The sequence below is a fragment of the Variovorax sp. OK605 genome, assembly GCF_900115445.1.
Lineage (GTDB): Bacteria > Pseudomonadota > Gammaproteobacteria > Burkholderiales > Burkholderiaceae_C > Variovorax.
Genome location: NZ_FOWL01000001.1, coordinates 282,248 through 303,856, shown reverse-complemented (window position 1 = coordinate 303,856; position 21,609 = coordinate 282,248). Strand labels below are relative to the sequence as shown.

Here is a 21,609-nt window from a genome sequence, read left to right as displayed (position 1 = left end):
AACCCTGCTGCCGCTGCTGCGCCGTAGAAGCCTGCACCGATCAACTCCCGGCAAGGAAGACACCATGAAGCGCAGATTCTTTTCAACCGCCCTGGCCCTGGGCGCCATGGCCTCTTCGTTGGCCGTGCCGGCCTGGGCGCAAAGCCAGCCGTCCGGGCGCGTCGGCTCGCTGATGCAGATCAGCGTGGTCGACCGCAGCACCGGCGCCGAACTGCCGGTCTACCGCCACCGCGGCGAATACTGGGTGGCGGGCCGCCCCGGCACGCGCTATTCCATTCGCGCACGCAACGCGATGGGCGAACGCATCATGGCCGTGATGTCGGTGGACGGCGTGAACGTCGTCACCGGCGAAACCGCCGGCGTCGGCCAGAACGGCTATGTGTTCGGCGCGCGCGAGCGCAGCGACATCACGGGTTGGCGCAAGAGCGATTCGCAGATCGCGGCCTTCGAGTTCGCCGCCGCCGGCAACTCCTACGCGAGCCGCACCGGCCGCCCCGACGACGTGGGCGTGATCGGCGTCGCCATGTTCCGCGAGCGCATGCCCGAGCCGCCACCGCCGCCCATCACGCCGTACCCGCGCCGCGACGAATACGGCGATCGCGAACGCCGCAGCGAGTCGTCGCCGATGGGCGATGCGCGCGCCAAGGCGGCCCCGGCCAGCCCGGCCGACAACGGCATGGCGGCCGAATCCGCCGCGTCCCCTTCGGGCAGCATGGCCCGCCAGTCCGCACCGAGCCCGAGCCTGGGCACCGCGCATGGCCGCCGCGAGACCTCGTACATCGGCAAGACCACCTTCGACCGCGCGCAGTCTTCGCCCGACGAGGTCGTGCGCATCCGCTACGACAGCCGCGAGAACCTCGTGGCCGCGGGCGTGATCCCGGTTTCGCCGCCGCCGCGCTGGCCGCGTCCGGCCGGCCCGTCGCCGTTCCCGGGCTCGGAGCCGGGCTACGTGCCCGACCCGCCGCCGCGCTACTGAGCTCTTCGCGCTACGGCTGCAGCGGCCGGCGCATCTCGATGTGCGGGATGCCGGCTTCCTCGAAGCCCTCGCCGTGCACCGCGTAGCCGAGCCGCGCATAGAAGCGCTCGGCGCTGCGCTGCGCGTTCAGCGCCACCTCGCGGTCGCCGCGCGCCTTCGCGGCCTCCTCGAGCACGCGCACCACCGCCGCGCCGTGCCCGCCGCTGCGCAGGTTGCGGTGCACCGCCATGCGGCCGATGTGCGACACGCCGTCTTCGGCGTGCAGCAGGCGTCCGGTCGCGATGACCTGGCCCAGCCGGTTGCGCGCCACGGCGTGCAGCACCATCGCGTCGTTCTCGTCCCACTCCAGCGACTCGGGAATGTTCTGCTCCTCGATGAACACCGCGCGCCGCAGGGCGCCGGCGCCCTCGCCCAGCGCGGCCCAGTCGCCCGTTTCCACGGTGCGCATCGGCTCGCCGGCTTCGTAGCCGGTCAGCACGTCGCGCAGCACCTGGGGCACCGCCTTCGACGTCTGCGTGGCCGGATCGGCGAACACATAGACCAGCTCGCAGCCGACCAGGAACTGGTCCTGCCGGAACAGCCCGCCCTCGAACACCATCGACGAATTGCCGATGCGCGCGCAGCGCATGCCCACGTCGAGCATGTCGTCCATGCGCGCCGAGGCGCGGAAATCGATCGTTGCCTTGCGCACGTACAGGTCGCCGCCCAGCGCATGCATCGCCTCTTCGTACGGCAGCGCCAGCGCGCGCCAGTAGTCCGAGATGGCGGTGTCGAAGTACATCAGGTAGTGCGCGTTGAACACGATCTTCTGCATGTCGACTTCGGCCCAGCGCACGCGCAGCCGATGGAAAAAACGGAAATCGCTACGTTGCATTCTTGTCTCCGGAAAATTGAGAAATCGCAGGAATCGAAACAGGTTCAGCCCAGGGCCAGCAGGTTCTTTTGCGCCGCACGGCCCTTGCCGCCGAGCTTGAGCGCCGACAGCAGCTCCCGCGCCGGCGCGGGCAGCGCACGCTGGGAACTCAAGGCGATCTCGAGCAGCAGCTCCATCAGCGCGGCCAGATCCTTCGGCGGATTGTCGACATCGGCGGCCAGCATGTCGCAGAGCAGGTCGAACACCGGCGCGGCCAGCCGTGCGTCGGCGCGCACCGCCGCCTGCAGGCTCCTGGCATAACGCTTGGCCATCACGATCGGCGAGGCCAGCAGCGCGCGCAGTTGCGCGCCCAGCGCCGGCACGTCGAGCCGCCCTTCGGTGAAGGACTGCACCAGGGCGTCCACGGCCATCGCGGTCTGGCCGGGCTCCTTGCCGGCCAGTGCCAACGCCAGCAGCAGCACGGCCATGGGCTGCGCGGCGGTCACGGGAACGGTCGGGTCGAGCAGCAGCGCGAGGTAGGCGCGGTCTTGCCATTCGACTTCCCACCAGTCGAGGTTGTTGCCGACCTGGCGGCTGCCGTCCGCAAAAAAGGCTTCGAGCGACGACGGCAGCACCGTGGCCATGTGGCGCAGCAGCGCCTCGTCGAAAGCGCTCTTCACGCCGGCACGCCGCACGGCCGCCAAGGTCTTGGGCGTGCTCGGGGGCACCTGCGCGGCGGCCAGCACCAGGTCGTGGTGCACGCAGGTCTTGCCGTCGTAGGTCGAGCTGCGGGCCGTCACCGACCAGCTGTAGCGCGCGGCGCTCGCACCGTCAGGCCCCAGCTCGCCCAGTACGGCCAGCACATGCGCATCGTCCCCGCCGGGGTGGCGGATGCGGGCGGCCGCGGCGAACAGCGCCTGCTCGTCACCGTTCTTGGCGGCGATGGCGATGCCGTCTTCCCCTAGCGCATGGCGTAGCGCACGCACCAGCGGCGCGTCGGCCAGTCGCCGTGCCTTGTCGAGCAACGCCGCCGAGCGTTCACCCGGCGGTGCCAGCCGCAGCAGGCCACGCACCTGTTCGCCCAAAGGCGGCAGCACGCCACGCGCCTGGTACGCCGCGATGCGCTCGATGAAGACCGCCGGGTCGATGAAGCCGCGCCCGTGCGTGGCCGACGCCAGCGGCGCCAGGCCCCAGCCCTGTGCGGCCTGGTCGATCAGGTCCTTCACCCGAAGCTCGAGGAATTCGCCGGCCTCCGGCTTCTTTTCTTCTCTTTTTTCTTTTTGTTCTTTTTCTTCTTCCGCCTCGCCGGTGCGCTCACCGGCGACGACGAAGGCCAGCAGGTGGGCGAGCCGGCCTTGCACCTCGGCTTGCGCCAGCTTGCGCGCACGCTTCATCACCGGTGCGAACTGCTTGAGCAAGGGCTGCGGCAGCGGCGCCATGCGCACCAGCGCCTCGAGCACGCGCTCCAGCTCGTCGATGTCCTTGGGGTTCTCCAGCACGAAGGCGATGCGGTCGACCAGGTCGGCCGCATCGCTGATCGGCAACAGCGCCCGGCGCGCATCGAGCGGATCGAGCGGCCCGGCGCCCACAGACGCCGGGTCGACCACCGCGGCATCCGCCGCATTCGCGACATCCGCGGGCGCGTCCACTGCCGCCTCGCCCACCAAGGCCAGCAGCGCCGGCCGGTTGACGGTCGCCACGCCCTGCGCGTGCGCCGCCAGTTCCGTGCGCGCCGCGTCGTCCATGCCCCAGGCCTTGAGCCGCTCGATGATCTTCTTCTGCAGGTCGGCCGCCTCGTGCACCAGCCCGTGCAAGGCCACGGCCGAGGCCTCGTGCGCCAGTGCGGGCTCGCGCTTGACGGCCGCTTCGGCCAGCTTCAGTGCCGCATCGACCTGCGACTTGGCGCTCGCATAGAACGCGGGCTGCAATGCGCCCAGCAGCGATGCGCCGTCGACATTCCCCGCCGCGTGAAGCGCTTTCAGCGCGCCGAGCGCCAGCGCCACCGTGGGCGGAATGCGGCTCTGGCACAGGCCGAGGTAGCGCGGCGCAAAGGGCGCCATCTCGTCCGCCGTGAGCGCCAGCGTTTCATGGAAACGCGAGAACCAGCCCGCGCGGAACTGCGGCCAGTCGCGCTCCAGCGTCCCGAGGGTCTTGTCGAGCAACTGCGCCCGCGTGAATTCGCCGCGCGCAATACCGGCAATGAAGATGTGCGACCACGCGTTCTGCGGCGAATGGTTGTACTTGTCGACCGCCGACAGGTTGTGCTCGCCGGTGCCCTCCAAGTCGAACAGCCGCAGCGCCGCCTGATACAGGCCGGGGTCGCTGTCGAACTTCTCGCCGATGGTGTCCGTGCGGCGCAAGGCGCGCGGCAGGGCCATCAGGCCGATGAGGTAGTCGTCTCCTTGCGGCCGGTCGATCAGTCCCGCGGCCACCAGGTCCTGCAGCGGGAGGATGTGCCCCGGAAAAGCCTTGACCGCCGCTTCGGCCGCGTGCTGCAGCGCGCTGCGCCAGGCTGCGGAGTCGACGCCGAACTGCTTGCACAGCGCCGCCACCGTGTCACGGTCGAGTGCCAACTTCGGATGGGCATGGTCGAGAAAGTCGCTCGGCGCCATGCACACGGCGGCGGCCTGCAAGGCGCGGTACTGCGCCGTGTGCGCCTCGCCGCCCCACTGCCGCGCATACGGGCTGCCTTGCCAATGGCTGGACCGCATCATCCGGCCCATCCGCTCCAGCGACTCACCGCACGCCTTGCGCTGCGCGGCCGGCATGGCCTTCAGCAGGGCCAGCGTCGCATCAAGATCCCCCTGGTGCACCGCGCGCTCCAGCGCATCGGCCGGCACGAACGCCGGCAGTTCCTCTTCATTGCTCATCGATCGCCTTCTGTCGCGTTGGTGGATGCGGCCGTGGCTTCCACCGCCAGCACGTGTTTGCAGGGCCCGCGCTCGCCCTGGTATTTGGCGAACCAGGGGCAGGTGCAGCGCAGCTCGCCGTCGGTCTCGCGCACGCTGTGCACGGTGCCGCCGCTGGTCACCTGCGCATCGATCGGACTGGCCTTGGCGATGTGCACGGCGCCGCGCGCCATGAGCTCGCGCGCATCGGCCAGCCGCGGGTGCATGTCCTCGACCGACGACAGGTCGAACGGCAGCACGCGGTGAAAGTAGCGTCCCTCTGCTCCTTCGCTCCTTGCGGCCAGATCGAATCCCACCAGGCCCGACGCACCGAGGATGCGCAGGCTGTCCTCCACGCTCGACGCGGCCACGCCCAGCTTGGCCGCCAGTTCGGCGGTGTCGATCACGGCCTGCCAGTTCAGCTGCGCGCGCACCTGGGCCACGGCGCGCTCGTCGTCCATGCGCATCAGCGCGCGCAGCGCCTGCCCTTCGCCCGAAAAGCCGCGCCACGGTTCGGCGCTCAGCGCCAGCGTGAGCCGTGCGCCCGGAAAGCTCAGCACCCAGGCGCTGGCCTGCTGTGCCTCGTCGGCATGCACCGCGAGGCTCTGCGCCTTGGGCAGCAGCGCCTCGAGCACGCGCAGCCGGCTGGTGTCGGTCACGCGCACGCCTTGCGGGTGCGGGCGCGTGGTGGTGAAGGGCCCCTTGGGCGACGGCACCACCCACAGCGGCGTGCGGCTGGTCGAGGCCTTGGGCAGCGTGCGGAAAAAGCGCAACGCCTCCAGCCCCTTGAGCTCGAAGCGGTGCCGCATGCCGGCCAGGTACGACTGCACCTCGACCATGCCGCGCAGCCAGCGCAGCGGCAGCGCCACCTTGCGCTCGACCACCTCGTGGCCGCCCGATTGCAGCGCGAGCGCGTCGCGCCCGACCGACAGCGAGAGCCCGTCGGCGTCGCGCAGCCGTGCCAGCGCGGCGCGCATCGGTGCATTGAAGTCGACGTTGGTCGTGCCCTTGCCGACCACCTGCCCGTCGTACGACGCGGGCAGCAGGTCGACGCGCACATAGCAGCTGCAGCACGCCGAGAACCCCTCGAAGCGCAGCAGCTCGCCACCGGCCGTGACCACCGGGTCGGCCAGCGCAATGGCGCGCGCCACGCTGTTGGCCGGCGTGAAGAAGCGCGAGCCGACCACCAGGTGCACGGCACTCAGCATCTCCGCGCACAGCCGGGGCTGCAGCAGCCGCCCCTCGAAGAAGTGCGGATGCGCCGCGCCGCCGTCGGCCTGCGGGCTCGACGTGGCCAGGCTCAACCGCGGCCCTGCGGGTTCGGCCAGCGTGGCCGAGGCGTGCGCGTAGCGGTAGGCGTGGGCGACCGCGCTCAAGGCTGCAGGGCCTCGCGCAGCGCCTTGGCCGCATCGGCCTGCGCCTGCAGCGCCTCGGGAATCGCGCGGCCCATCTTGATGAACTCGTGGATCACGCCGCGGTAGATCTCCAGGTCGACCGGCACGCCCGCCGCGCGCAGCTTGTCCGCATAGGCAATGCCTTCGTCGACCACCGGGTCGCATTCGGCCAGGCAGATCCACGCGGGCGCCACGCCGTCGACGTCGTCGGCCAGCAGCGGCGCAAAGCGCCAGTCGTCACGGTCGGCCGGTGTGCGAACGTACTGCGCGAAGAAGAAATCGATCATCGACTTCGTCAGCAGCGGCCCGTCGGCATGGCGCAGGTGCGAGGCCGTGTCCTGGTGCGCCGTGGTGCCGGGGTAGATGAGCATCTGCAGCGCCAGCGGCAGGCCCGCGTCGCGCGCCAGAACGGCGCACACGGCCGCGAGCGTGCCGCCCGCGCTGTCGCCGCCCACCGCCAGCCTGGACGGGTCGAGGCCCATGCCGGCGCCCTCTTTCGCGATGAATTCGAAAGCGTCCCACGCGTCGTTCGACGCGGTCGGAAACTTGTGCGCGGGCGCGAGCCGGTAGTCCACCGACACCACCGCGCAACCGCTCCTGCTGCTCAGCACGCGGCACAGCGTGTCGTGCGTGCGGATGTTGCCCACCGTGAAGCCGCCGCCGTGAAAGTACACCAGCACCGGCAGTACCGCGGCAGACGGCGCGTACAGCCGCGCCGGCAGGGCGTGGCCGTCGCGCGCGGCAATGTCGAAGTCCTCGATGCGGGCAAGCTCGGGCTTGGGCACCTCGAGCACGCCGGCACCCTTCTCGTAGGAGGCCTTGGCCTCCTCGGGTGTCATGCGGTCCAGCGGCGGGTGGCCGGCGCGCGCCATGCGCTCGACGACGCTGGCCATCTTCGCGGTCAGCCGTGCGGCGTGGGGTGTTCCGGGCGCGACACCGGCAAGGGTTTCTTTCGTGTGCAAGACTGATCGCTCTTGTTAGATTTGGCTGGTCGGCAATCGTACTGCCCCGAGCACTCCCACACCCATGGCACTCATCCAATACCTCACCCAGATCCAGTTCGAATTCGGCGCCATCAAGCTGCTGTCCAGCGAGTGCGCGCGCATCGGCATCAACCGCCCGCTGATCGTGACCGACGCCGGCGTGCGCGCGGCCGGCGTGCTGCAGAAGGCACTCGACGCCATCGCGGATCTCGAGGTGTCGGTGTTCGACCAGACCCCCTCCAACCCGACCGAAGCCGCGGTGCGCGCGGCCGTCGAGCTGTACCGCGGCGGACGCTGCGACGGGCTCATCGCGGTGGGCGGCGGTTCGGCCATCGACTGCGCCAAGGGCGTGGCCATCGCAGCCACGCACGAAGGCCCGCTGAAGACCTACGCCACCATCGAAGGCGGCTCGCCCAGGATCACCGAGCGCGCGGTGCCGCTGATTGCGGTGCCCACCACCAGCGGCACCGGCAGCGAGGTGGCGCGCGGCGCCATCGTCATCGTGGACGACCACCGCAAGCTGGGCTTCCACAGCTGGTTCCTGATGCCCAAGGCCGCCATCTGCGACCCCGAACTCACGCTCGGCCTGCCGCCCAGGCTCACGGCCGCCACCGGCATGGACGCCATTGCGCACTGCATGGAAACCTTCATGTCGGCCGCGTTCAACCCGCCGGCCGACGGCATCGGCCTCGACGGCCTGGAGCGTGCCTGGGGCCACATCGAGCGCGCGACCAAGGACGGCAGCGACCGCGAGGCGCGCCTGAACCTCATGAGCGCCTCGATGCAGGGCGCCATGGCCTTCCAGAAGGGCCTGGGTTGCGTGCACTCGCTGAGCCACAGCCTGGGCGGGGTCGATCCGCGCCTGCACCACGGCACGCTCAACGCCCTCTTCCTGCCCGCGGTGATCCACTTCAACGCGGGTGCCGAATCGGTACAGAAGGAACAGCGCCTGCAGCGCATGGCGCAGGCCATGCACCTCGATTCGGCCGGCGACCTGGGCGATGCCATCCGCGACATGAACGCGCGCCTGGGCCTGCCCACGGGCCTGGCCGAGGTGGGCGTGACGCCCGCCATGTTCGACAGGATCATCGACGGCGCCATGGCCGACCACTGCCACAAGACCAACCCGCGCCTGGCCACGCGCGACGACTACAAGGCCATGCTCGAAGCCTCGATGTGAACCGGCGCGAAGGCCTTGCACCTTCTGTGTAAGCGCTTTTTCTACAGGCTTCGCGTCATTGGTATGACATGAGGAATTTCTAGACTGGCCCCAGAAGGCTTCGCACCCGCGAAAGTCCCAGAGGTCAGGGAAGTTCCGCATGCCACGTACCGTCCAAGTCCACACCGTCCTGAGCACCGAGCAGCTCAAGTTCCGCGCGATGCGGGGACGCGAAGGGCTCTCGCAACTCTTCGAGTTCGAGGTGGACATGGTCAGCACCAGCTTCAGCCTCGAACTGAAGCAGTTGCTCGGCACCTCGCTCACGCTGGAGCTGGCCGACGAAGCCGGCGCGCGCTTCCTCAACGGCACCGTGGTGCGCTTCGAGCTGGTGGGCCGCGCCAACGAAACCGGCCGCCACTACATCTACCGCGCACTGGTGCAGCCGTGGCTGTGGTACCTCACGCGCACCACCGACTGCCGCATCTTCCAGAACAAGAGCGTGCCCGAGGTGCTCGACGAGGTGCTGGGCAAGTACGGCTTCCAGTTCGAAAAGCGCCTTACCGGCAGCTACCCCGCCTGGGAGTACTGCGTGCAGTACCAGGAAAGCGACTTCGCCTTCGTGAGCCGCCTCATGGAGCACGAAGGCATTGCCTACCACTTCGAGCACGGCAACGGCACGCACCTGCTGGTGCTGGCCGACGACAGCGGCAGCTACACGCCCCTGCCCGGCCACGCCAGCATTCCCTACCGCCCGCGCGACCGCGTGCTGAACGCGCTGGAGCCCTGCATCGACCAGTGGCGCGTGAGCGAGCAGATCACCTCGGGCCGCGTGATGCTCGACGACTTCGACTTCAAGAAGTCGCGCGCCTCGCTGCAAAGCGTGCAGCAGGACCCCAAGCCGCACGAGCACTCGACCTACGAGGTCTACGAATGGCTCGGCGGCTACACCGAGCACCAGCAGGGCGACAGCTACGCGCGCATCCGCCTGCAGGAGCTGCAGGGCGCGCACGAGCTGGCCGCGGGCCACACCAACGTCGTCGGCATGGCGCCGGGCTACCTGTTCCAGATGACGCACTGCCCGCGCGAATCGGACAACCGCGAGTACCTGGTCACCGAGACGCGCTACGACCTGCAGGAGCCCGAGTACTCCACCGGCGGCAGCAGCGAGTCGGTGTGCGAGTTCGACTTCACCGTGCTGCCTTCGAGCGTGCCCTTTCGCCCCGCGCGAAAGACGCCGCGCCCGCGCACCAACGGCCCGCAGACCGCCACGGTGGTCGGCCCCGAGGAGATCTGGACCGACCGCTTCGGCCGCGTGAAGCTGCAGTTCCGCTGGGACCGCTACGGCCAGTCGGACGAGAACAGCTCGTGCTGGGTGCGCGTGTCGAGCAACTGGGCCGGCGCCAACTACGGCACCATGCACATGCCGCGCGTGGGCCAGGAGGTGATCGTCGACTTCATCGGCGGCGAGCCCGACCGCCCCATCATCACCGGCCGCGTCTACAACAGCGACCAGATGCCGCCATGGGAGCTGCCGGCCAACGCCACGGCCAGCGGCATCCTCACGCGCTCCAGCACCGGCGGCGCGGCCAACCAGGCCAACATGCTGCGCTTCGAGGACCGCGCGGGCGCCGAGCAGATCCTGCTGCACGCCGAGCGCAACCTCGACGTGGAGGTGGAGGCCGACGAGACGCACACCACCGACGGCACCCGCACCACGCTCATCAAGGGCCACGAGTCGGCCACCTACCAGGACGGCGAGACGCGCGACATCACGGCCGGCGCCAAGGAAAGCATCACCGGCGGCGACACCCGCGACGTGACCGGCGGCTTCACCGAGACCGTGACCGGCGGCGTGAACCAGACCATTTCGGGCGGCAAGACGCGCATGCTCAGCGGCGGGCTCGACGACACCATCACCGGCGGCGTGAAGCTGGCGATCACGGGCGGGCTCCACGGCACCATCGACGGCCAGGAAATCCGCTTCGTGAGCGACGGGCGCAACGACACCATCAACACCTCGAACGATGTGCTGGTCAACGGCCCCTCGACCACCACGGTGACCGGGCCCACGGTGCACACCTCGCCGGACGTCACGTTCAACACCACCAACCACATCCACAACACGACACAGCACGTCATCAACACCAACGTCTACAACACGACGTCGAACACCTACAACAACATCACCAACGACTACACCAACAACTCCGTCACGTACAACAACAACTATGCCAAGAGCAGCGACTGGCGGCTGTTCCGTGCGGGCGGGGTGGGCTTTCGCATCAGCCTGGTGGGCACGTCGCTGGACGTGTGGGGCGCGCGGCTGCAGTACTACGCCGCGCTCAATGCGCAGATTGCCACGGTGAAGATCGACACGGCCGTGTTCTCGCTGAAGAACAAGCCGCTCGAAGTCAGCACCAAGGGGATGGCCATTGCGAACAAGGGCATGCTCATCGCCACCGGCGGGCTGGCGGCCAAGTTCAAGGTGCTGACGCTGGTGGCCTGAGCAGGAAAAGAGATCGATGGAAATCCTGATGTGGATCGTGTTCGCGGTGCTGATGGGGTCGATCCTGGTGGTCGCGCTGTCGGTGGTGATCGTGGCTTCGCGCGAGAACCGCGTCTATTCGGCCGAAGCCAGGACGTGGCAGCGCCTGGCCCAGAGCGGCATCCCGACCCAGGCCGAGGTCGAGTCGCTCAAGCGCTCCGAGCACGAGCTGTCGCGCGGCGGCAGCCAGGGGCAGACGGTGTACGCCTGCGAACTCGCGCTGAAGGTGTTCGACGGCGAAGGCGGCTCGCGGCCCGCCGTGGTGCGCACGCTGATCGACGAGGGCCTGGTGCCGCAGTTCGCGGTGGCCGGCACCCGCGTGCACCTGCTGCGCGACCCGGGCAACGCGGCGGTGCTGGCGGTCGACCGCACGCGCACGCCGCTCGAGATTCCGCGCGCCACCGCCTGAGCGCCCCGCCCCCGTGAAAACAGTCAAACCCTTGCGGCTGAGCGTGATCACGCGCCCTTTCCTGCGCGCCGGCCACCAGCGGCTGGGCCTGACGGTCATGGGCATGCTGTCGATGGAAGACGCCGGCGGCGCAGGTGAAAGTTCAGGCGGCGTGCTGCTGCCCGAGACCGAGTTCTGGAAGACCGTGTCCGAAGAGCTCGGCCCCACCGGCGTGCTCGACCTCGGCATGCCCAAGCCCTGCGCGGAGTTCCTCGCCACCGGCCACGCCTACACCCGCCACCAGCAGGACAAGACGGCCTGCGCCGTCGAGCTGCGCGTGGGCGCGCTGGCCCGGCAGTTCATCGTGTTCGGCGACCGCTACTGGCTCGACGGCCGCGCCACCGCGCCGCAGCCCTTCGATGCGATGCGGCTCGACTGGAGCCGCGCCTACGGCGGCCCGGGCTTCGCGGACAACCCGCTGGGCATGGGCCACGCGCCGGTGCCCGCCGCCGACGGCACACAGGTGCACCCGCTGCCCAACGTCGAGCACCCGCATCGCCGCATCGACCATCCGTCGCGGCAGGCGGCGCCGGCCTGCCTGGGCGCCATCGACGTGAGCTGGCCCGCGCGCATGCAGCTCATCGGCCGGCACTACGACAGCCATTGGCGCGAGCACCTGTACCCCGGCTTCGCGCAGGACATGGACTGGCGCCTGTTCAACGCCGCGGCGCCCGAACAGCGCTGGGCCGACAGCGACCGCATCCCGGGCGGCACGCCGTACGAGATCTGGAACATGCACCCGTCGCAGCCGGTGCAGCGCGGCCGCCTGCCGGACTGGCGCGCGCGCGGCTTCATCGCCCGCAAGACGGCGTCGGGCCGCGCCGAGCCCGAGCGCTTCGAGGAGGTCGACCTGCGGCTGACCACCGCATGGTTCTTCCCGCACCTGGCGCAGGTCGCGCTGATCTTCCATGGCGAGACCGCCATCGCGCAAGACGATGCCGCCGACGTCACGCACGTGATGCCGGCCATCGAGGCTGCGGCCGACGCGCCGCGCCCGCTCGAACACTACTTCGCGATCCTGCAGCGCCGCAGCGACCCCGAGACCGGCGCGCTCTACATGTTCCGCGACGACGAACTGCTGCCGGACGGCACCATCGGCCCGTGGCTGGACCAGATGGAGGACGAAGAATCCCCGCTCGTGCGCAACATGCGCGAGCGCGGCCGCACGCTGCGCGAAGAGCTCGCCGGGCAGGCTTCGGACATCGGCCACAAGCCGCGCCATTTCAAGGAGCGCGCGGTGCCCGCGCCCTTCACCCGAATGCCGACCCTGGCCGAGCTGCCCGAGTTCATCGCGCAGACCAAGGTCTACGAGCGCGAGCAGCAGCGCAAGCTCGAAGACGGCCGCCGCGAGCTCGCGCAGCTGGCCCAAGCCAACGCCGGCGAGTCGCGCAAGGTGGGCTTCGACACCGGCGAGCTCGTGAACGACGCCACACGCACCCAGGCCAAGGGCCCTCCCACCTTCGACGCGCAGGGCGTGATGCGGGGCCTGCTCGGCATCGCCGGCGCCACGCGCACCGCACCGATGCCGCCGGCACAACAGATGGAACTCGAACACACCGCCGAAAAAGGCCGCCGCGGCCTGATCGACATGTACCGCCTTGCGGCCCAGCACCAGTGCGCCGCCGACGCCATGGGCAGCGAGCAGGCCGGCGCGGCGCGCCAGCGCGTGCAGCAGGCCATGGCCGGCACCCGCGACCTGTCGGACATGGACCTGACGGGCGCCGACCTCTCGGGCATGGACCTGCGCGGCGCCCGCCTGCACCGCACGCTGCTCGAAAGCGCCAACCTCGCCGGCGCCCTGCTCGACGACGCGGACGCCACCGAGGCCGTGCTGGTGCGCGCGAAGCTCGAGGGCGCCTCGCTCGCGGGCTGCGTGCTGCACCGTGCCAACCTGAGCCTGGCGCACTGCGCGCGCACCTCGTTCGCCCGCGCGCGGTTCCATGAAACGGTGATCGAGAAGACGCGCTTCGACGACTGCGACTTCACGCAGGCCCGCCTCGAGCACCTGAACCTGATGGGCATGCACTTCGAGCGCTGCTGCTTCGACGGCGCGCGTTTCGACTACGTCACGCTGCTCGAGCAAAGCCGGCTGCACGACTGCAGCTTCCACGCGGCCACGCTGCACAAGTTCGGCCTGATCTCGTGCGTGGTCTCGCGGCTGGACTTCTCGCAGGCCAGCCTCGAAGCCAGCGCCTGGGTCCACACGCCGGGCGACGAAGGCATCGTGTTCAGCGGCGCCACGCTGCGCACCACCTGCTTCGTGGGCACCAGCAGCCTGCGCACCGCCGGCTTCGAGGACGCCACGCTCGTCCAGTGCAGCCTGCGCGACATGCCGCTGAACGGCGCGCGCTTCGCCCGGGCCACGCTGGACACCTGCGACCTCTCGGCCTGCAGCCTGGTCGGCGCCAACCTGAGCGCCATCGACGCGCCTGAAAGCCTGTTCATCCGCGCCGATTTCACCCATGCCTCGCTGCGCGGCGCCAACCTCATGCACGCCAGCCTCCAGAAGGCCACGCTGGTCGGCACCGACCTGCGCGAGGCCAACCTGTTCCGCGCCGACGTGTCGCAGGCGCTGATCGACACCGTCACCGAAACGCGCGGCGCCTACCTCGAGCAGGCCAAGACCGTCCCGCGCCGCGCGGCGGACCCGGTGCAATGAGGCCGGACGAACTGGCGCAGAAGATTCGCGGCGGCGAGCACATCAAGGGCCAGGACTTCAAGGGCATGCGCTTCGACGGCCTCGACCTGAGCGGCGGCGTCTTCGGCGAATGCGACTTCTCGGGCGCGAGCCTGCGCGGCGCGCGGCTGACCGAGTCGATGCTCGACAGCTGCCGCTTCGACGACGCGGCATTCGACGGCGCCGACCTGCAGCGCGCGGCCTTCCACAAATGCGCCCTGCCGCGCGCCAGCCTGCGGCAGGCGGCGATGACGCGCACCGTCTTCAGCGCATCGCAATTGCAGGACGCGCAGCTGAACGGCGCGCAACTCGACCTTGCGGCCTTTCATCAAAGCGAACTGGGCCGGGTGCATTTCGGCGGCGCGGACCTCACCAAGGCCGTGTTCGGCGAATGCGCGCTCGAGGACGCGCGCTTCGACGACGTGGCGCTGCACACCACCGTGTTCTACCGCGCCGCACTGCGCGGCACCGGCTTCCAGGGCGCGAGCTTTCACAACGTGATCTTCAGCGAGGCCGACCTGGCCGGGCAGGACTTCTCTGAACAGGCCTTTCACTTGTGCCAGTTCATCGACGCGGACCTCACGGGCTGCAACTTCGACCGCGCACGGCTGAGCCAGTGCAACTTCAAGGGCGCGACGCTCGAGCGCGCGGTGCTCACCGGCGTGCACGCGCCGCAATGCCTTTTTCCGGAGGCCGACCTGCGCCAGGCCGACTGCCGCGGCGGCCACTTCGCGCAGAGCCTGTGGGTCGATGCGCACCTGGCCGATGCCGACCTGTCCGGCGCGCAGCTGACGCAGTGCATCTTTCATCGCGCGCGCTGCAACCGCACCTCGTTCGCGCGCAGCGACCTCGTGTACGCCGATTTCTCCTACGCCGACCTGGCCGACGCCGACATGCGCGGCGCCACCTTCCAGCGCACGCAACTGCACCGCGCCATGCAGGACGGCACGCGCTGGAGCGACCGCCTCGGCGTGCTCGACAACGACCCCGCGCTGTTCGAGGCCGAGCGCGTGGCCGCCGCGCGCACCAGCCGGCCGCAACGCGCGGGGCGCGACGCCTACGGCCGCCCGCTGCGCACACCTCGCATGTCCACCCCGCTGCCCGAGGAGCCAGGCTCATGACCCACCGCGCCATCCGCGAGCAACCGAACGCCGTGCACACCCAGGCGTGCGCCGGCGAGAGCCATGACGAGATGCAGGCCTTGCTGCACAAGCCCTTGCCGCCCTCCTCGACGCCCTCCCCGCCCTGGACCGGCAGCGCACTGGGCCATGTCGTGCAGGTGCTGGACGACGGCCGCTGCCTCGTCGAGGCCCAGGCCGGCGGCGACCGCTGGCACAGCCCGCGCGCCGCGAGCTGCCTGCTCGCACCGGGCGTGGGCGACACGGTGCTCGTGGCCGGACCGCAGCGCGACCATGTCTACCTGATCGCCGTCATCACGCAGGCCGATGCCAGCCGGTCGGAGCTGGTGGTGGACGGCGACGTCACGCTGCGCTCGCGCCACGGCGGCATTGCGCTGCAGGCGCAGACGCAGATCGCCCTGGCGTCGCCGGAACTGACCCTGCACGCGCAGAAGGCCAGGCTCGAGGTCGACGACATGGCCTACCGCGGCGGCGAAGTGCGCGTCACCACGCTGGTCGCGCGCTTCATCGGGCGCACCTGCGAAACCGTGCTCGACCGCCTCAGCGTGCTCACGCGCTCCAGCTTCCGGCTGACCGAAGAAGTCGATCAGGTGCGCGCCGGCCAGATCGACTACCAGGCGCGCGAGACGCTGCGCCTGCACGCGAAGAACACGCTCGTGACCAGCAAGGCGCTGGTCAAGGTCGATGCCGACCAGATCCACATGGGCTGAACCCGGCCCGACGCAACCAGGAAGGAATCCAGCCGCATGTTCGCCAACAGCCAGATGATGGGCGTGGACCTCGCGTTTCCCGACGTCTGCAAGACGCCGCCCGCCATTCCCATTCCCTACCCCAACTTCGCGCTGGGCCCCACGGCCATTCCCAATGCCTGGAACATCCTGTACGGCGGCACGCCGGCACACAACATGGCCACCGTCACGCCCATCACCAACGGCGACAACGCGGGCGTGCTGATGGGCGTGGTGTCGCAGACCGTGATGGGGCCGTCGCGCCACATCACCGGCGCCTTCACCGTGCTGCTGAAGGGCACGCCGTGCACGCGCATGACCAGCCTCGCGGTGCAGAACCGCTGCAACATCGTCGGCATGCGGATCGTGCCGAGCCAGTTCAAGGTGCTGGTGCTGGCGGCTTGAACCGCGCGGGGGCCTGGTCCCGGCGCTTCTGCTTCTGTCAGACCTTGAACACGCTCACCGCCTGAACCAGGCTGCCGGCCTGTTCCTGCAGCGAGCCGGCCGCCGCCGCGGCCTGCTCCACCAGCGCGGCGTTCTGCTGCGTGGCCTGGTCCATCTGCGAGATGGCCTGGTTGATCTGCTCGATGCCCGAGGTCTGTTCCTGGCTCGCGGCCATGATCTCGCCCATGATGTCGGTCACGCGGCGCACGCTGGCGACGATCTCTTCCATCGTGCGGCCCGCCTCGGCCACCTGGTCGCTGCCGGCGCCGACCTTGTCCACCGAGTCGTCGATCAGCAGCTTGATCTCCTTGGCCGCGCCCGCCGAGCGCTGCGCGAGGTTGCGCACTTCCGCGGCCACCACCGCAAAGCCCCGGCCCTGCTCGCCCGCACGCGCGGCTTCCACGGCCGCGTTGAGCGCCAGGATGTTGGTCTGGAACGCGATGCCGTCGATCACGCCGATGATGTCGACGATCTTCTTCGACGACGCATTGATCGAGCCCATGGTGTCCACCACCTGCCCGACCACGTTGCCGCCGCGCACCGCCACTGCCGAGGCGGAGACGGCCAGCTGGTTGGCCTGGCGCGCGTTGTCGGCGTTCTGCTTCACGGTGGAGGTGAGTTCTTCCATCGACGCGGCGGTCTGCTCCAGCGAGCTGGCCTGTTCCTCGGTGCGCGACGACAGGTCGAGGTTGCCCGAGGCGATCTGGCCGCTGGCGGTGGCGATGGTGTCGGTGGAGCCGCGAATCTCGCTCACCGTGCCGGCCAGGCTTTGCTGCATCTGCTGCATGGCGTGCAGCAGGCTGGCGCTGTCGCCCGGCTGCAGTTGCACCTGCACGCCCAGATCGCCCGCGCCGATGCGGCGCACCACCTCGGCGGCATAGCCGGGCTCGCCGCCCAACTGGCGGTACAGGTTGCGCGCCATGGCCCAGGCCATGCCGCCCACCACCACCATCAGCGCGCCGCCGATCGCCAGCAGGATCACCGTGTTGCGCCAGAAGGCGGTGTCGATGTCGTCGATGTAGTCGCCGAAGCCGACGATCCAGTCCCACGGCTCGAACTTGACGATGGCATAGAGCTTCTGCACTTCCTGCTTGGCGCCGGGGCGCGTGCCGTAGGCCGTGAGCGTGGCCACGGTGTGGGCCGCCAGCGCGGCGCGGTAGCGCTCGCCGGCTTCCTTGCCGCCCTTGGCGTCCACGATGCCCACGCGCTTGGGGTTCGGGTGCACGTAGTTCACGTCATTCGTGTAGCCGCGAACGAAGAAGTAGAGCTCGTCCTTGCGCAGGCTGCCGATGAGTTTCTTCGCCTCTTTCTGCGCCTGCTCGCGCGTGAGCTCGCCCGACTTCTCCTGCTCGTACAGGCGCTCGAGCGAGGCGTTGGCCAGCACCACCAGCGTGGAGAGTTGCGCGGTGCGCTCGTTCATCATCGATTGGCGCAGCGTCGACAGCGAGACGGAGGCAAGCACGACCATCCCGATCAGGGCGGCGGCACACAGGAGAAGGATTCGGGTTCGCAGTTTCATGGAAGGCGGTCGACAGCAGGAAGTTGGGTACTTCCGGCTTATCGGCAGCGCCGCCGAAATCTTGAGCCCAAGGGGCCCTTCTTCTGTCAGGGTTCGCTGAACCAGGCCTCGGCCCAGCCCTGGCGCTTGACCGGGTTGAATTCGCTGAACTTGAAGCTGGCGAGCTGTTCCGTGCTGAACGGGTCTTCCGCAAAGAAGGCCTGCAGTGCCTCGAGCGACGCGGCACGCGCCAGCATGAAGCCGCCGGTCGCCGGCACCTTCGGGCCGGAACACAGCAGCAGGCCGGCGTCATAGCCCTGTTGAAGGTAGGCGCGGTGGGCGGGCACGCAGGGCTGGATCTGTTCCAAGGGCACGAGGTAGTTGATTTCGACGATGAAGTGCTTCATGCCCCATGCCAAGCACCGGCCGTGCCAGCCTGGCCGGCCGCAGGCGATCTATTCCGCCTATTCCGCCTTTACCCCGGCCGTGCGGATCACCTTGCCCCACTTGGCCGTCTCCGCCGTGATGAAGGCGTCGAACTCCTCCGGCGTGCTGCCCGCCGGAATGGTGCCCATGGCATCGAGCTTGGCGCGCGTGTCGTCGCTCCTGACGATGCGCGCCACCTCTTCGGACATGCGCTTGACGATGTCGCGCGGCGTGCCCGCCGGCGCCAGCATGCCGGCCCAGGTGCTGCCGGTGAAGCCCGCGAACCCCTGTTCGATGAACGTGGGCACCTCGGGTGCCGCGGCCAGCCGCTTGTCGCCCGCCACGCCGATCAGCCGCACCTTGCCGGCCTTGGCCTGGTTGATGAGGCCGGTGGGCGCATCGAAGAACAGCTGGATCTGCCCGCCCATCAAATCGGTCAGCGCGGGCACCGCGCCGCGGTACGGGATGTGGATCATGTAGGTCTGCGTCAGCGACTTCCACAGCTCGGTGGTGAGGTGCGCGGCCGAGCCGTTGCCCGACGAACCGAAGCTCACCTTGCCGGGGTTGGCGCGCGCGAAGTCGATCAGGTCGCGCGCGGTCTTGAACGGCGCATCGACATTCACCGCCGCCAGCAGCGGCGACACGCCCATCAACGACACGCCGGTGAGGTCCTTGCGCGGGTCGTACGGCAGCTTGGGGTACAGCGTGGTGTTGGCCGCGTAGGCCGCGATGACGACGCCGAAGGTGCTGCCGTCGGCCGGTGCCTTGGCGATGGCGTCGACGCCGATCAGGCTGTTGGCACCGGGCTTGTTGTCGATCAGCACGGGCTGGCCCAGCCGTGTCTGCAAGCCGATCTGCACCAGCCGCGCCATCTGGTCGGTGAAGCCCCCGGGCGTGTAGGGCACGACGATGCGAATCGGCTTGCTGGGCCATGCGGTCTGCGCAAAGGAGGGCAAGGCGAGGCTTGCTGCGGCGGTGGCGAGCGTGAACCTGCGGCGGGACAGCGTGGCGTGAGACATGTGGCGAGAACCCCTCTTCGTTGTTGCAGTACGGACTGGGGCATTCTCGAAGTGGGGCATGCGAAGGATGGTCAGGGTTTGCCCGGCGCTGGGTCTTGGGTGTTTCTTTCAGGGCGCGCTCACGCCGACGGGGTACCTTGCTCCGCGAATGTCCCCCGGGCTTCGCCCTCCTCCTTTATTTCGCTGCGCAAGGCACCCCGTCGGCGTGAGCGTTATCAGAGCCGTGGTTGACCGGCGAGCACCAGCGGCCTGTGCACTCGCCCCGGACATCGGGCCCGGCTGCGCAGACTCAACGCGCCAATGGAAAGCGCATGTCGAAACGCGCACCGCCACCGCTTTCGTTCGCCGCCTCGATGCGTCCGCCATGCGCATGCACGATGGCCTGCGACAGCGCCAGGCCCAACCCGAGGCCCGGTGTCTTCTCGTTCGAGCGTGCCGTCGCGCCGCGGTAGAAGCGCTCGAACAGGTGCGGCAGCTCGTCGCCGCGAATGCCGGGCCCGCGGTCCGACACGCTGATGACGGCTTCGTTCGCCTGGGCGTCCGCGCGCAGGCGAACGTGCACCGTGGTGCCGGCCGGCGAGAACTTCAGCGCGTTGTCCAGCAGGTTGGCCAGCGCCAGGCTCGCCGCGCCGCGGGCCACGCGCGCGGCCACGGGTGGCGCGGGTTCCAGCAGCAGTTGCAGCTGCCGCTCGCGAGCCATCGGTTCCACGCGCCGCACCGCTTCTTCCGCGAGCAGGTTCAAGGACACGGTCTCCACCGCATCGCGTTCCTGCCCTGCATCGAGCCGCGCGAGTACCAGCAGTTCCTCGACCAGCAGCGTGAGCGACTCGACTTCTTCGAGCGACGAATGCAGCGTCTCCACATAGGCCGCCGGCTCGCGCGGCCTGCGCAACGCCAGCTCGAGTTCGGTGCGCAGCCGCGACAACGGCGAACGCAGCTCGTGCGAGGCATCGGACGTGAACCGCCGCTGCGCCTCCATGCCGTGCTCGATGCGCGCCAGCATCGCGTTGAGCGTGTCCACGAGCCGCCCGATCTCGTCGTTCGTTCCCGGGTGCGGCAGCCGTTCGCCCAGGTTGGCGTCGCCGATGCGGTGCGCCTGCTGCACCACGTCGTCGATGGCGCCGAACGCCCGCCGCGTGATCAGCGCGCCCGCCGCGCCCAGCGCCAGCAGCAGCGCCCCGCCAAGAATGAGGAACAGCACGCTGGCCATGGCCACGGTGCGGTTCACGTCGTCGAGCGAGCCCGCCACCTGCACCGCCAGCAGCGCGTGGCGGCCCGGCACGGGCACCGACACCATGCGCGTCGGCTCCTCGCCGAAGCCGTTGAGCGTCTCGAACACGGTCTCGCCCGCGGCAAGCTGCTCTCGCAGCACCGGCGGAATGGGCAACTGCGCCTCGCCGAGGTTGGCGCTGCGCGCCAGCACGCGGCCGTCGGCATCGACGATCTGCACCAGCCGGTCGAGCCGCACGAACGACGGCGCGCCGGGGCCGGGCGGGGCCTCGTGCACGATCACGGTGTCGCCGTCTCCGGCGGACAGCAGCATGCCCATCTCGGTTTCGGCCAGCGCCAGCAGCGCGGCGTCGAGTTCGCGGTGCACGCTGCCCGAGAACACCAGGTACGCGCCGAAGGCCGCGATGGTCATCACCACCACGATCACGCTGACGTGGGCCAGCGCCAGCCGCTTGCGAAAACTAAGCATGCGCGCTCGAGGTGTCGCCGGCCAGCGCCAGCCGGAAGCCGCGCCCGCGCACCGTGTGGATCAACGGCACCGCCGGCGGCGCGTCGACCTTGCGGCGCAGGTTGCTGATGTGCACGTCGATCAGGTTGTCGATGGCGATCAGGTCGTCCTTCCACACCTGCTCGGCCAGGCGCGAGCGGCTCACCACCTCGCCCACGTGGCGCAGCAGGATCTGCAGGATGGCGAACTCCTTGTGCGTCAGCTCCAGCACCATGCCGCCGCGCAGCACGCGCTGGCTCATCGGGTCCAGGCTCAGGTCGGCCAGCGACAGCACCACGGGCCGCATGATCTCCGAGCGCCGCAGCAAGGCGCGCACGCGCGCCAGCAGTTCGTCGAAGGCGAAGGGCTTGGTCAGGTAGTCGTCGGCGCCGGTGTTCAGGCCGGCCACGCGGTCGCTCAGCGCGTCGCGCGCGGTGAGCATCAGCACGGGCGTCTTGCAGCCGCGCTGGCGCAGGTCGCGGCACAGGGTCAGGCCGTCCTTGCCGGGCAGCATCCAGTCGAGCACGATCAGGTCGTAAGCGATCACGAAGGCTTCTTCGTCGCCCTCTTCCGCGGTGTGCACCGTGTCGACGACGAAGCCCTCCTCCTGCAGCCCGCGCGCGAGCAGGCGCGCCGCCTTGCGGTCGTCTTCGATCAACAGGATTCTCATGGGGGCGGATCATGCCGCGCCTTCCTGACCGCTGGCCGTCGGGCA

Annotated in this window: 17 protein-coding genes; 8 read left to right on the top strand and 9 right to left on the bottom strand. The window is 69.7% G+C overall.

Annotated elements, in window-relative coordinates; genetic code table 11:
• Positions 1 to 64: 64 nt before the first annotated feature.
• Entirely contained in the window at positions 65 to 976 is a 912-nt protein-coding gene (locus tag BM013_RS01370) for a hypothetical protein (protein WP_093121863.1), read from the top strand.
• 10 nt (positions 977 to 986) lie between these two features.
• On the opposite strand, the gene BM013_RS01365 is transcribed toward BM013_RS01370, so the two are convergent.
• Genes BM013_RS01365 through BM013_RS01350 form a run of 4 tightly spaced genes read right to left on the bottom strand, consistent with a single transcriptional unit; the run spans position 987 to position 7,004 of the window.
• Positions 987 to 1,850, bottom strand: a complete 864-nt coding sequence (locus BM013_RS01365; protein WP_093121860.1) for a YbgC/FadM family acyl-CoA thioesterase — start codon at positions 1,848 to 1,850, stop codon at positions 987 to 989.
• A 44-nt stretch (positions 1,851 to 1,894) separates the two neighbouring features.
• Positions 1,895 to 4,699, bottom strand: a complete 2,805-nt coding sequence (locus tag BM013_RS01360) for a DUF6493 family protein (protein ID WP_093121857.1) — start codon at positions 4,697 to 4,699, stop codon at positions 1,895 to 1,897.
• Positions 4,696 to 6,093, bottom strand: a complete 1,398-nt coding sequence (locus BM013_RS01355; protein WP_093121854.1) for an SWIM zinc finger family protein — start codon at positions 6,091 to 6,093, stop codon at positions 4,696 to 4,698. The genes BM013_RS01360 and BM013_RS01355 overlap by 4 nt, the downstream gene beginning before the upstream one ends.
• Positions 6,090 to 7,004 (bottom strand): alpha/beta hydrolase, encoded by a 915-nt coding sequence (locus tag BM013_RS01350; RefSeq protein WP_256221379.1) that lies wholly within the window; start codon positions 7,002 to 7,004, stop codon positions 6,090 to 6,092. Before BM013_RS01350 ends, BM013_RS01355 begins: the two co-directional genes overlap by 4 nt.
• Before the next feature lie 133 nt (positions 7,005 to 7,137).
• On the opposite strand from BM013_RS01350, the gene BM013_RS01345 reads away from it, so the two are divergent.
• From BM013_RS01345 to BM013_RS01315, 7 genes are all read left to right on the top strand, one after another.
• The gene (locus BM013_RS01345; RefSeq protein ID WP_093121849.1) at positions 7,138 to 8,274 is read left to right on the top strand and encodes an iron-containing alcohol dehydrogenase; all 1,137 of its coding nucleotides are present in this window, start codon (positions 7,138 to 7,140) and stop codon (positions 8,272 to 8,274) included.
• A 139-nt stretch (positions 8,275 to 8,413) separates the two neighbouring features.
• Positions 8,414 to 10,759, top strand: coding sequence for a type VI secretion system Vgr family protein (locus BM013_RS01340; protein WP_093121847.1), 2,346 nt, complete (start codon positions 8,414 to 8,416; stop codon positions 10,757 to 10,759).
• 16 nt (positions 10,760 to 10,775) lie between these two features.
• On the top strand, positions 10,776 to 11,207 hold the full coding sequence (locus tag BM013_RS01335; protein WP_093121844.1) for a hypothetical protein: 432 nt from the start codon (positions 10,776 to 10,778) through the stop codon (positions 11,205 to 11,207).
• Positions 11,208 to 11,220: 13 nt separating this feature from the next.
• The gene (locus BM013_RS01330) at positions 11,221 to 13,905 is read left to right on the top strand and encodes a DUF2169 family type VI secretion system accessory protein (protein ID WP_093121841.1); all 2,685 of its coding nucleotides are present in this window, start codon (positions 11,221 to 11,223) and stop codon (positions 13,903 to 13,905) included.
• Positions 13,902 to 15,044 carry a pentapeptide repeat-containing protein gene (locus BM013_RS01325; protein WP_093121839.1) on the top strand — a complete coding sequence of 381 codons (1,143 nt, stop codon included), beginning with the start codon at positions 13,902 to 13,904 and terminating at the stop codon, positions 15,042 to 15,044. Before BM013_RS01330 ends, BM013_RS01325 begins: the two co-directional genes overlap by 4 nt.
• Complete coding sequence (locus BM013_RS01320; protein WP_093121836.1) at positions 15,041 to 15,772, top strand: DUF3540 domain-containing protein; 732 nt, start codon at positions 15,041 to 15,043, stop codon at positions 15,770 to 15,772. The genes BM013_RS01325 and BM013_RS01320 overlap by 4 nt, the downstream gene beginning before the upstream one ends.
• Before the next feature lie 36 nt (positions 15,773 to 15,808).
• Positions 15,809 to 16,195, top strand: a complete 387-nt coding sequence (locus tag BM013_RS01315) for a DUF4150 domain-containing protein (protein ID WP_093121834.1) — start codon at positions 15,809 to 15,811, stop codon at positions 16,193 to 16,195.
• A 37-nt stretch (positions 16,196 to 16,232) separates the two neighbouring features.
• On the opposite strand, the gene BM013_RS01310 is transcribed toward BM013_RS01315, so the two are convergent.
• The 5 genes from BM013_RS01310 to BM013_RS01290 form a co-directional block, all read right to left on the bottom strand.
• Positions 16,233 to 17,702 carry a methyl-accepting chemotaxis protein gene (locus BM013_RS01310; protein WP_371279626.1) on the bottom strand — a complete coding sequence of 490 codons (1,470 nt, stop codon included), beginning with the start codon at positions 17,700 to 17,702 and terminating at the stop codon, positions 16,233 to 16,235.
• Between the two features lie 137 nt (positions 17,703 to 17,839).
• Positions 17,840 to 18,139 (bottom strand): YciI family protein, encoded by a 300-nt coding sequence (locus BM013_RS01305; RefSeq protein WP_093121829.1) that lies wholly within the window; start codon positions 18,137 to 18,139, stop codon positions 17,840 to 17,842.
• A 57-nt stretch (positions 18,140 to 18,196) separates the two neighbouring features.
• Complete coding sequence (locus BM013_RS01300) at positions 18,197 to 19,177, bottom strand: tripartite tricarboxylate transporter substrate binding protein (RefSeq protein WP_093121826.1); 981 nt, start codon at positions 19,175 to 19,177, stop codon at positions 18,197 to 18,199.
• A 289-nt stretch (positions 19,178 to 19,466) separates the two neighbouring features.
• A complete protein-coding gene (locus tag BM013_RS01295; RefSeq protein ID WP_093121824.1) occupies positions 19,467 to 20,876 on the bottom strand; it encodes a sensor histidine kinase in 1,410 nt (469 codons plus the stop codon).
• Positions 20,869 to 21,564 carry a response regulator transcription factor gene (locus tag BM013_RS01290; RefSeq protein ID WP_093121821.1) on the bottom strand — a complete coding sequence of 232 codons (696 nt, stop codon included), beginning with the start codon at positions 21,562 to 21,564 and terminating at the stop codon, positions 20,869 to 20,871. The genes BM013_RS01295 and BM013_RS01290 overlap by 8 nt, the downstream gene beginning before the upstream one ends.
• Positions 21,565 to 21,609 lie beyond the last annotated feature (45 nt).

What these genes read in the sequence shown, in the direction of transcription:
- BM013_RS01370 (WP_093121863.1), top strand. Translation starts at nt 65, where the DNA reads ATGAAGCGCAGATTCTTTTCAACCGCCCTGGCCCTGGGCGCCATGGCC.
- BM013_RS01365 (WP_093121860.1), bottom strand. Translation starts at nt 1,850, where the DNA reads ATGCAACGTAGCGATTTCCGTTTTTTCCATCGGCTGCGCGTGCGCTGG.
- BM013_RS01360 (WP_093121857.1), bottom strand. Translation starts at nt 4,699, where the DNA reads ATGAGCAATGAAGAGGAACTGCCGGCGTTCGTGCCGGCCGATGCGCTG.
- BM013_RS01350 (WP_256221379.1), bottom strand. Translation starts at nt 7,004, where the DNA reads ATGGCCAGCGTCGTCGAGCGCATGGCGCGCGCCGGCCACCCGCCGCTG.
- BM013_RS01345 (WP_093121849.1), top strand. Translation starts at nt 7,138, where the DNA reads ATGGCACTCATCCAATACCTCACCCAGATCCAGTTCGAATTCGGCGCC.
- BM013_RS01340 (WP_093121847.1), top strand. Translation starts at nt 8,414, where the DNA reads ATGCCACGTACCGTCCAAGTCCACACCGTCCTGAGCACCGAGCAGCTC.
- BM013_RS01335 (WP_093121844.1), top strand. Translation starts at nt 10,776, where the DNA reads ATGGAAATCCTGATGTGGATCGTGTTCGCGGTGCTGATGGGGTCGATC.
- BM013_RS01325 (WP_093121839.1), top strand. Translation starts at nt 13,902, where the DNA reads ATGAGGCCGGACGAACTGGCGCAGAAGATTCGCGGCGGCGAGCACATC.
- BM013_RS01320 (WP_093121836.1), top strand. Translation starts at nt 15,041, where the DNA reads ATGACCCACCGCGCCATCCGCGAGCAACCGAACGCCGTGCACACCCAG.
- BM013_RS01315 (WP_093121834.1), top strand. Translation starts at nt 15,809, where the DNA reads ATGTTCGCCAACAGCCAGATGATGGGCGTGGACCTCGCGTTTCCCGAC.
- BM013_RS01310 (WP_371279626.1), bottom strand. Translation starts at nt 17,702, where the DNA reads ATGGTCGTGCTTGCCTCCGTCTCGCTGTCGACGCTGCGCCAATCGATG.
- BM013_RS01305 (WP_093121829.1), bottom strand. Translation starts at nt 18,139, where the DNA reads ATGAAGCACTTCATCGTCGAAATCAACTACCTCGTGCCCTTGGAACAG.
- BM013_RS01300 (WP_093121826.1), bottom strand. Translation starts at nt 19,177, where the DNA reads ATGTCTCACGCCACGCTGTCCCGCCGCAGGTTCACGCTCGCCACCGCC.
- BM013_RS01295 (WP_093121824.1), bottom strand. Translation starts at nt 20,876, where the DNA reads ATGCTTAGTTTTCGCAAGCGGCTGGCGCTGGCCCACGTCAGCGTGATC.
- BM013_RS01290 (WP_093121821.1), bottom strand. Translation starts at nt 21,564, where the DNA reads ATGAGAATCCTGTTGATCGAAGACGACCGCAAGGCGGCGCGCCTGCTC.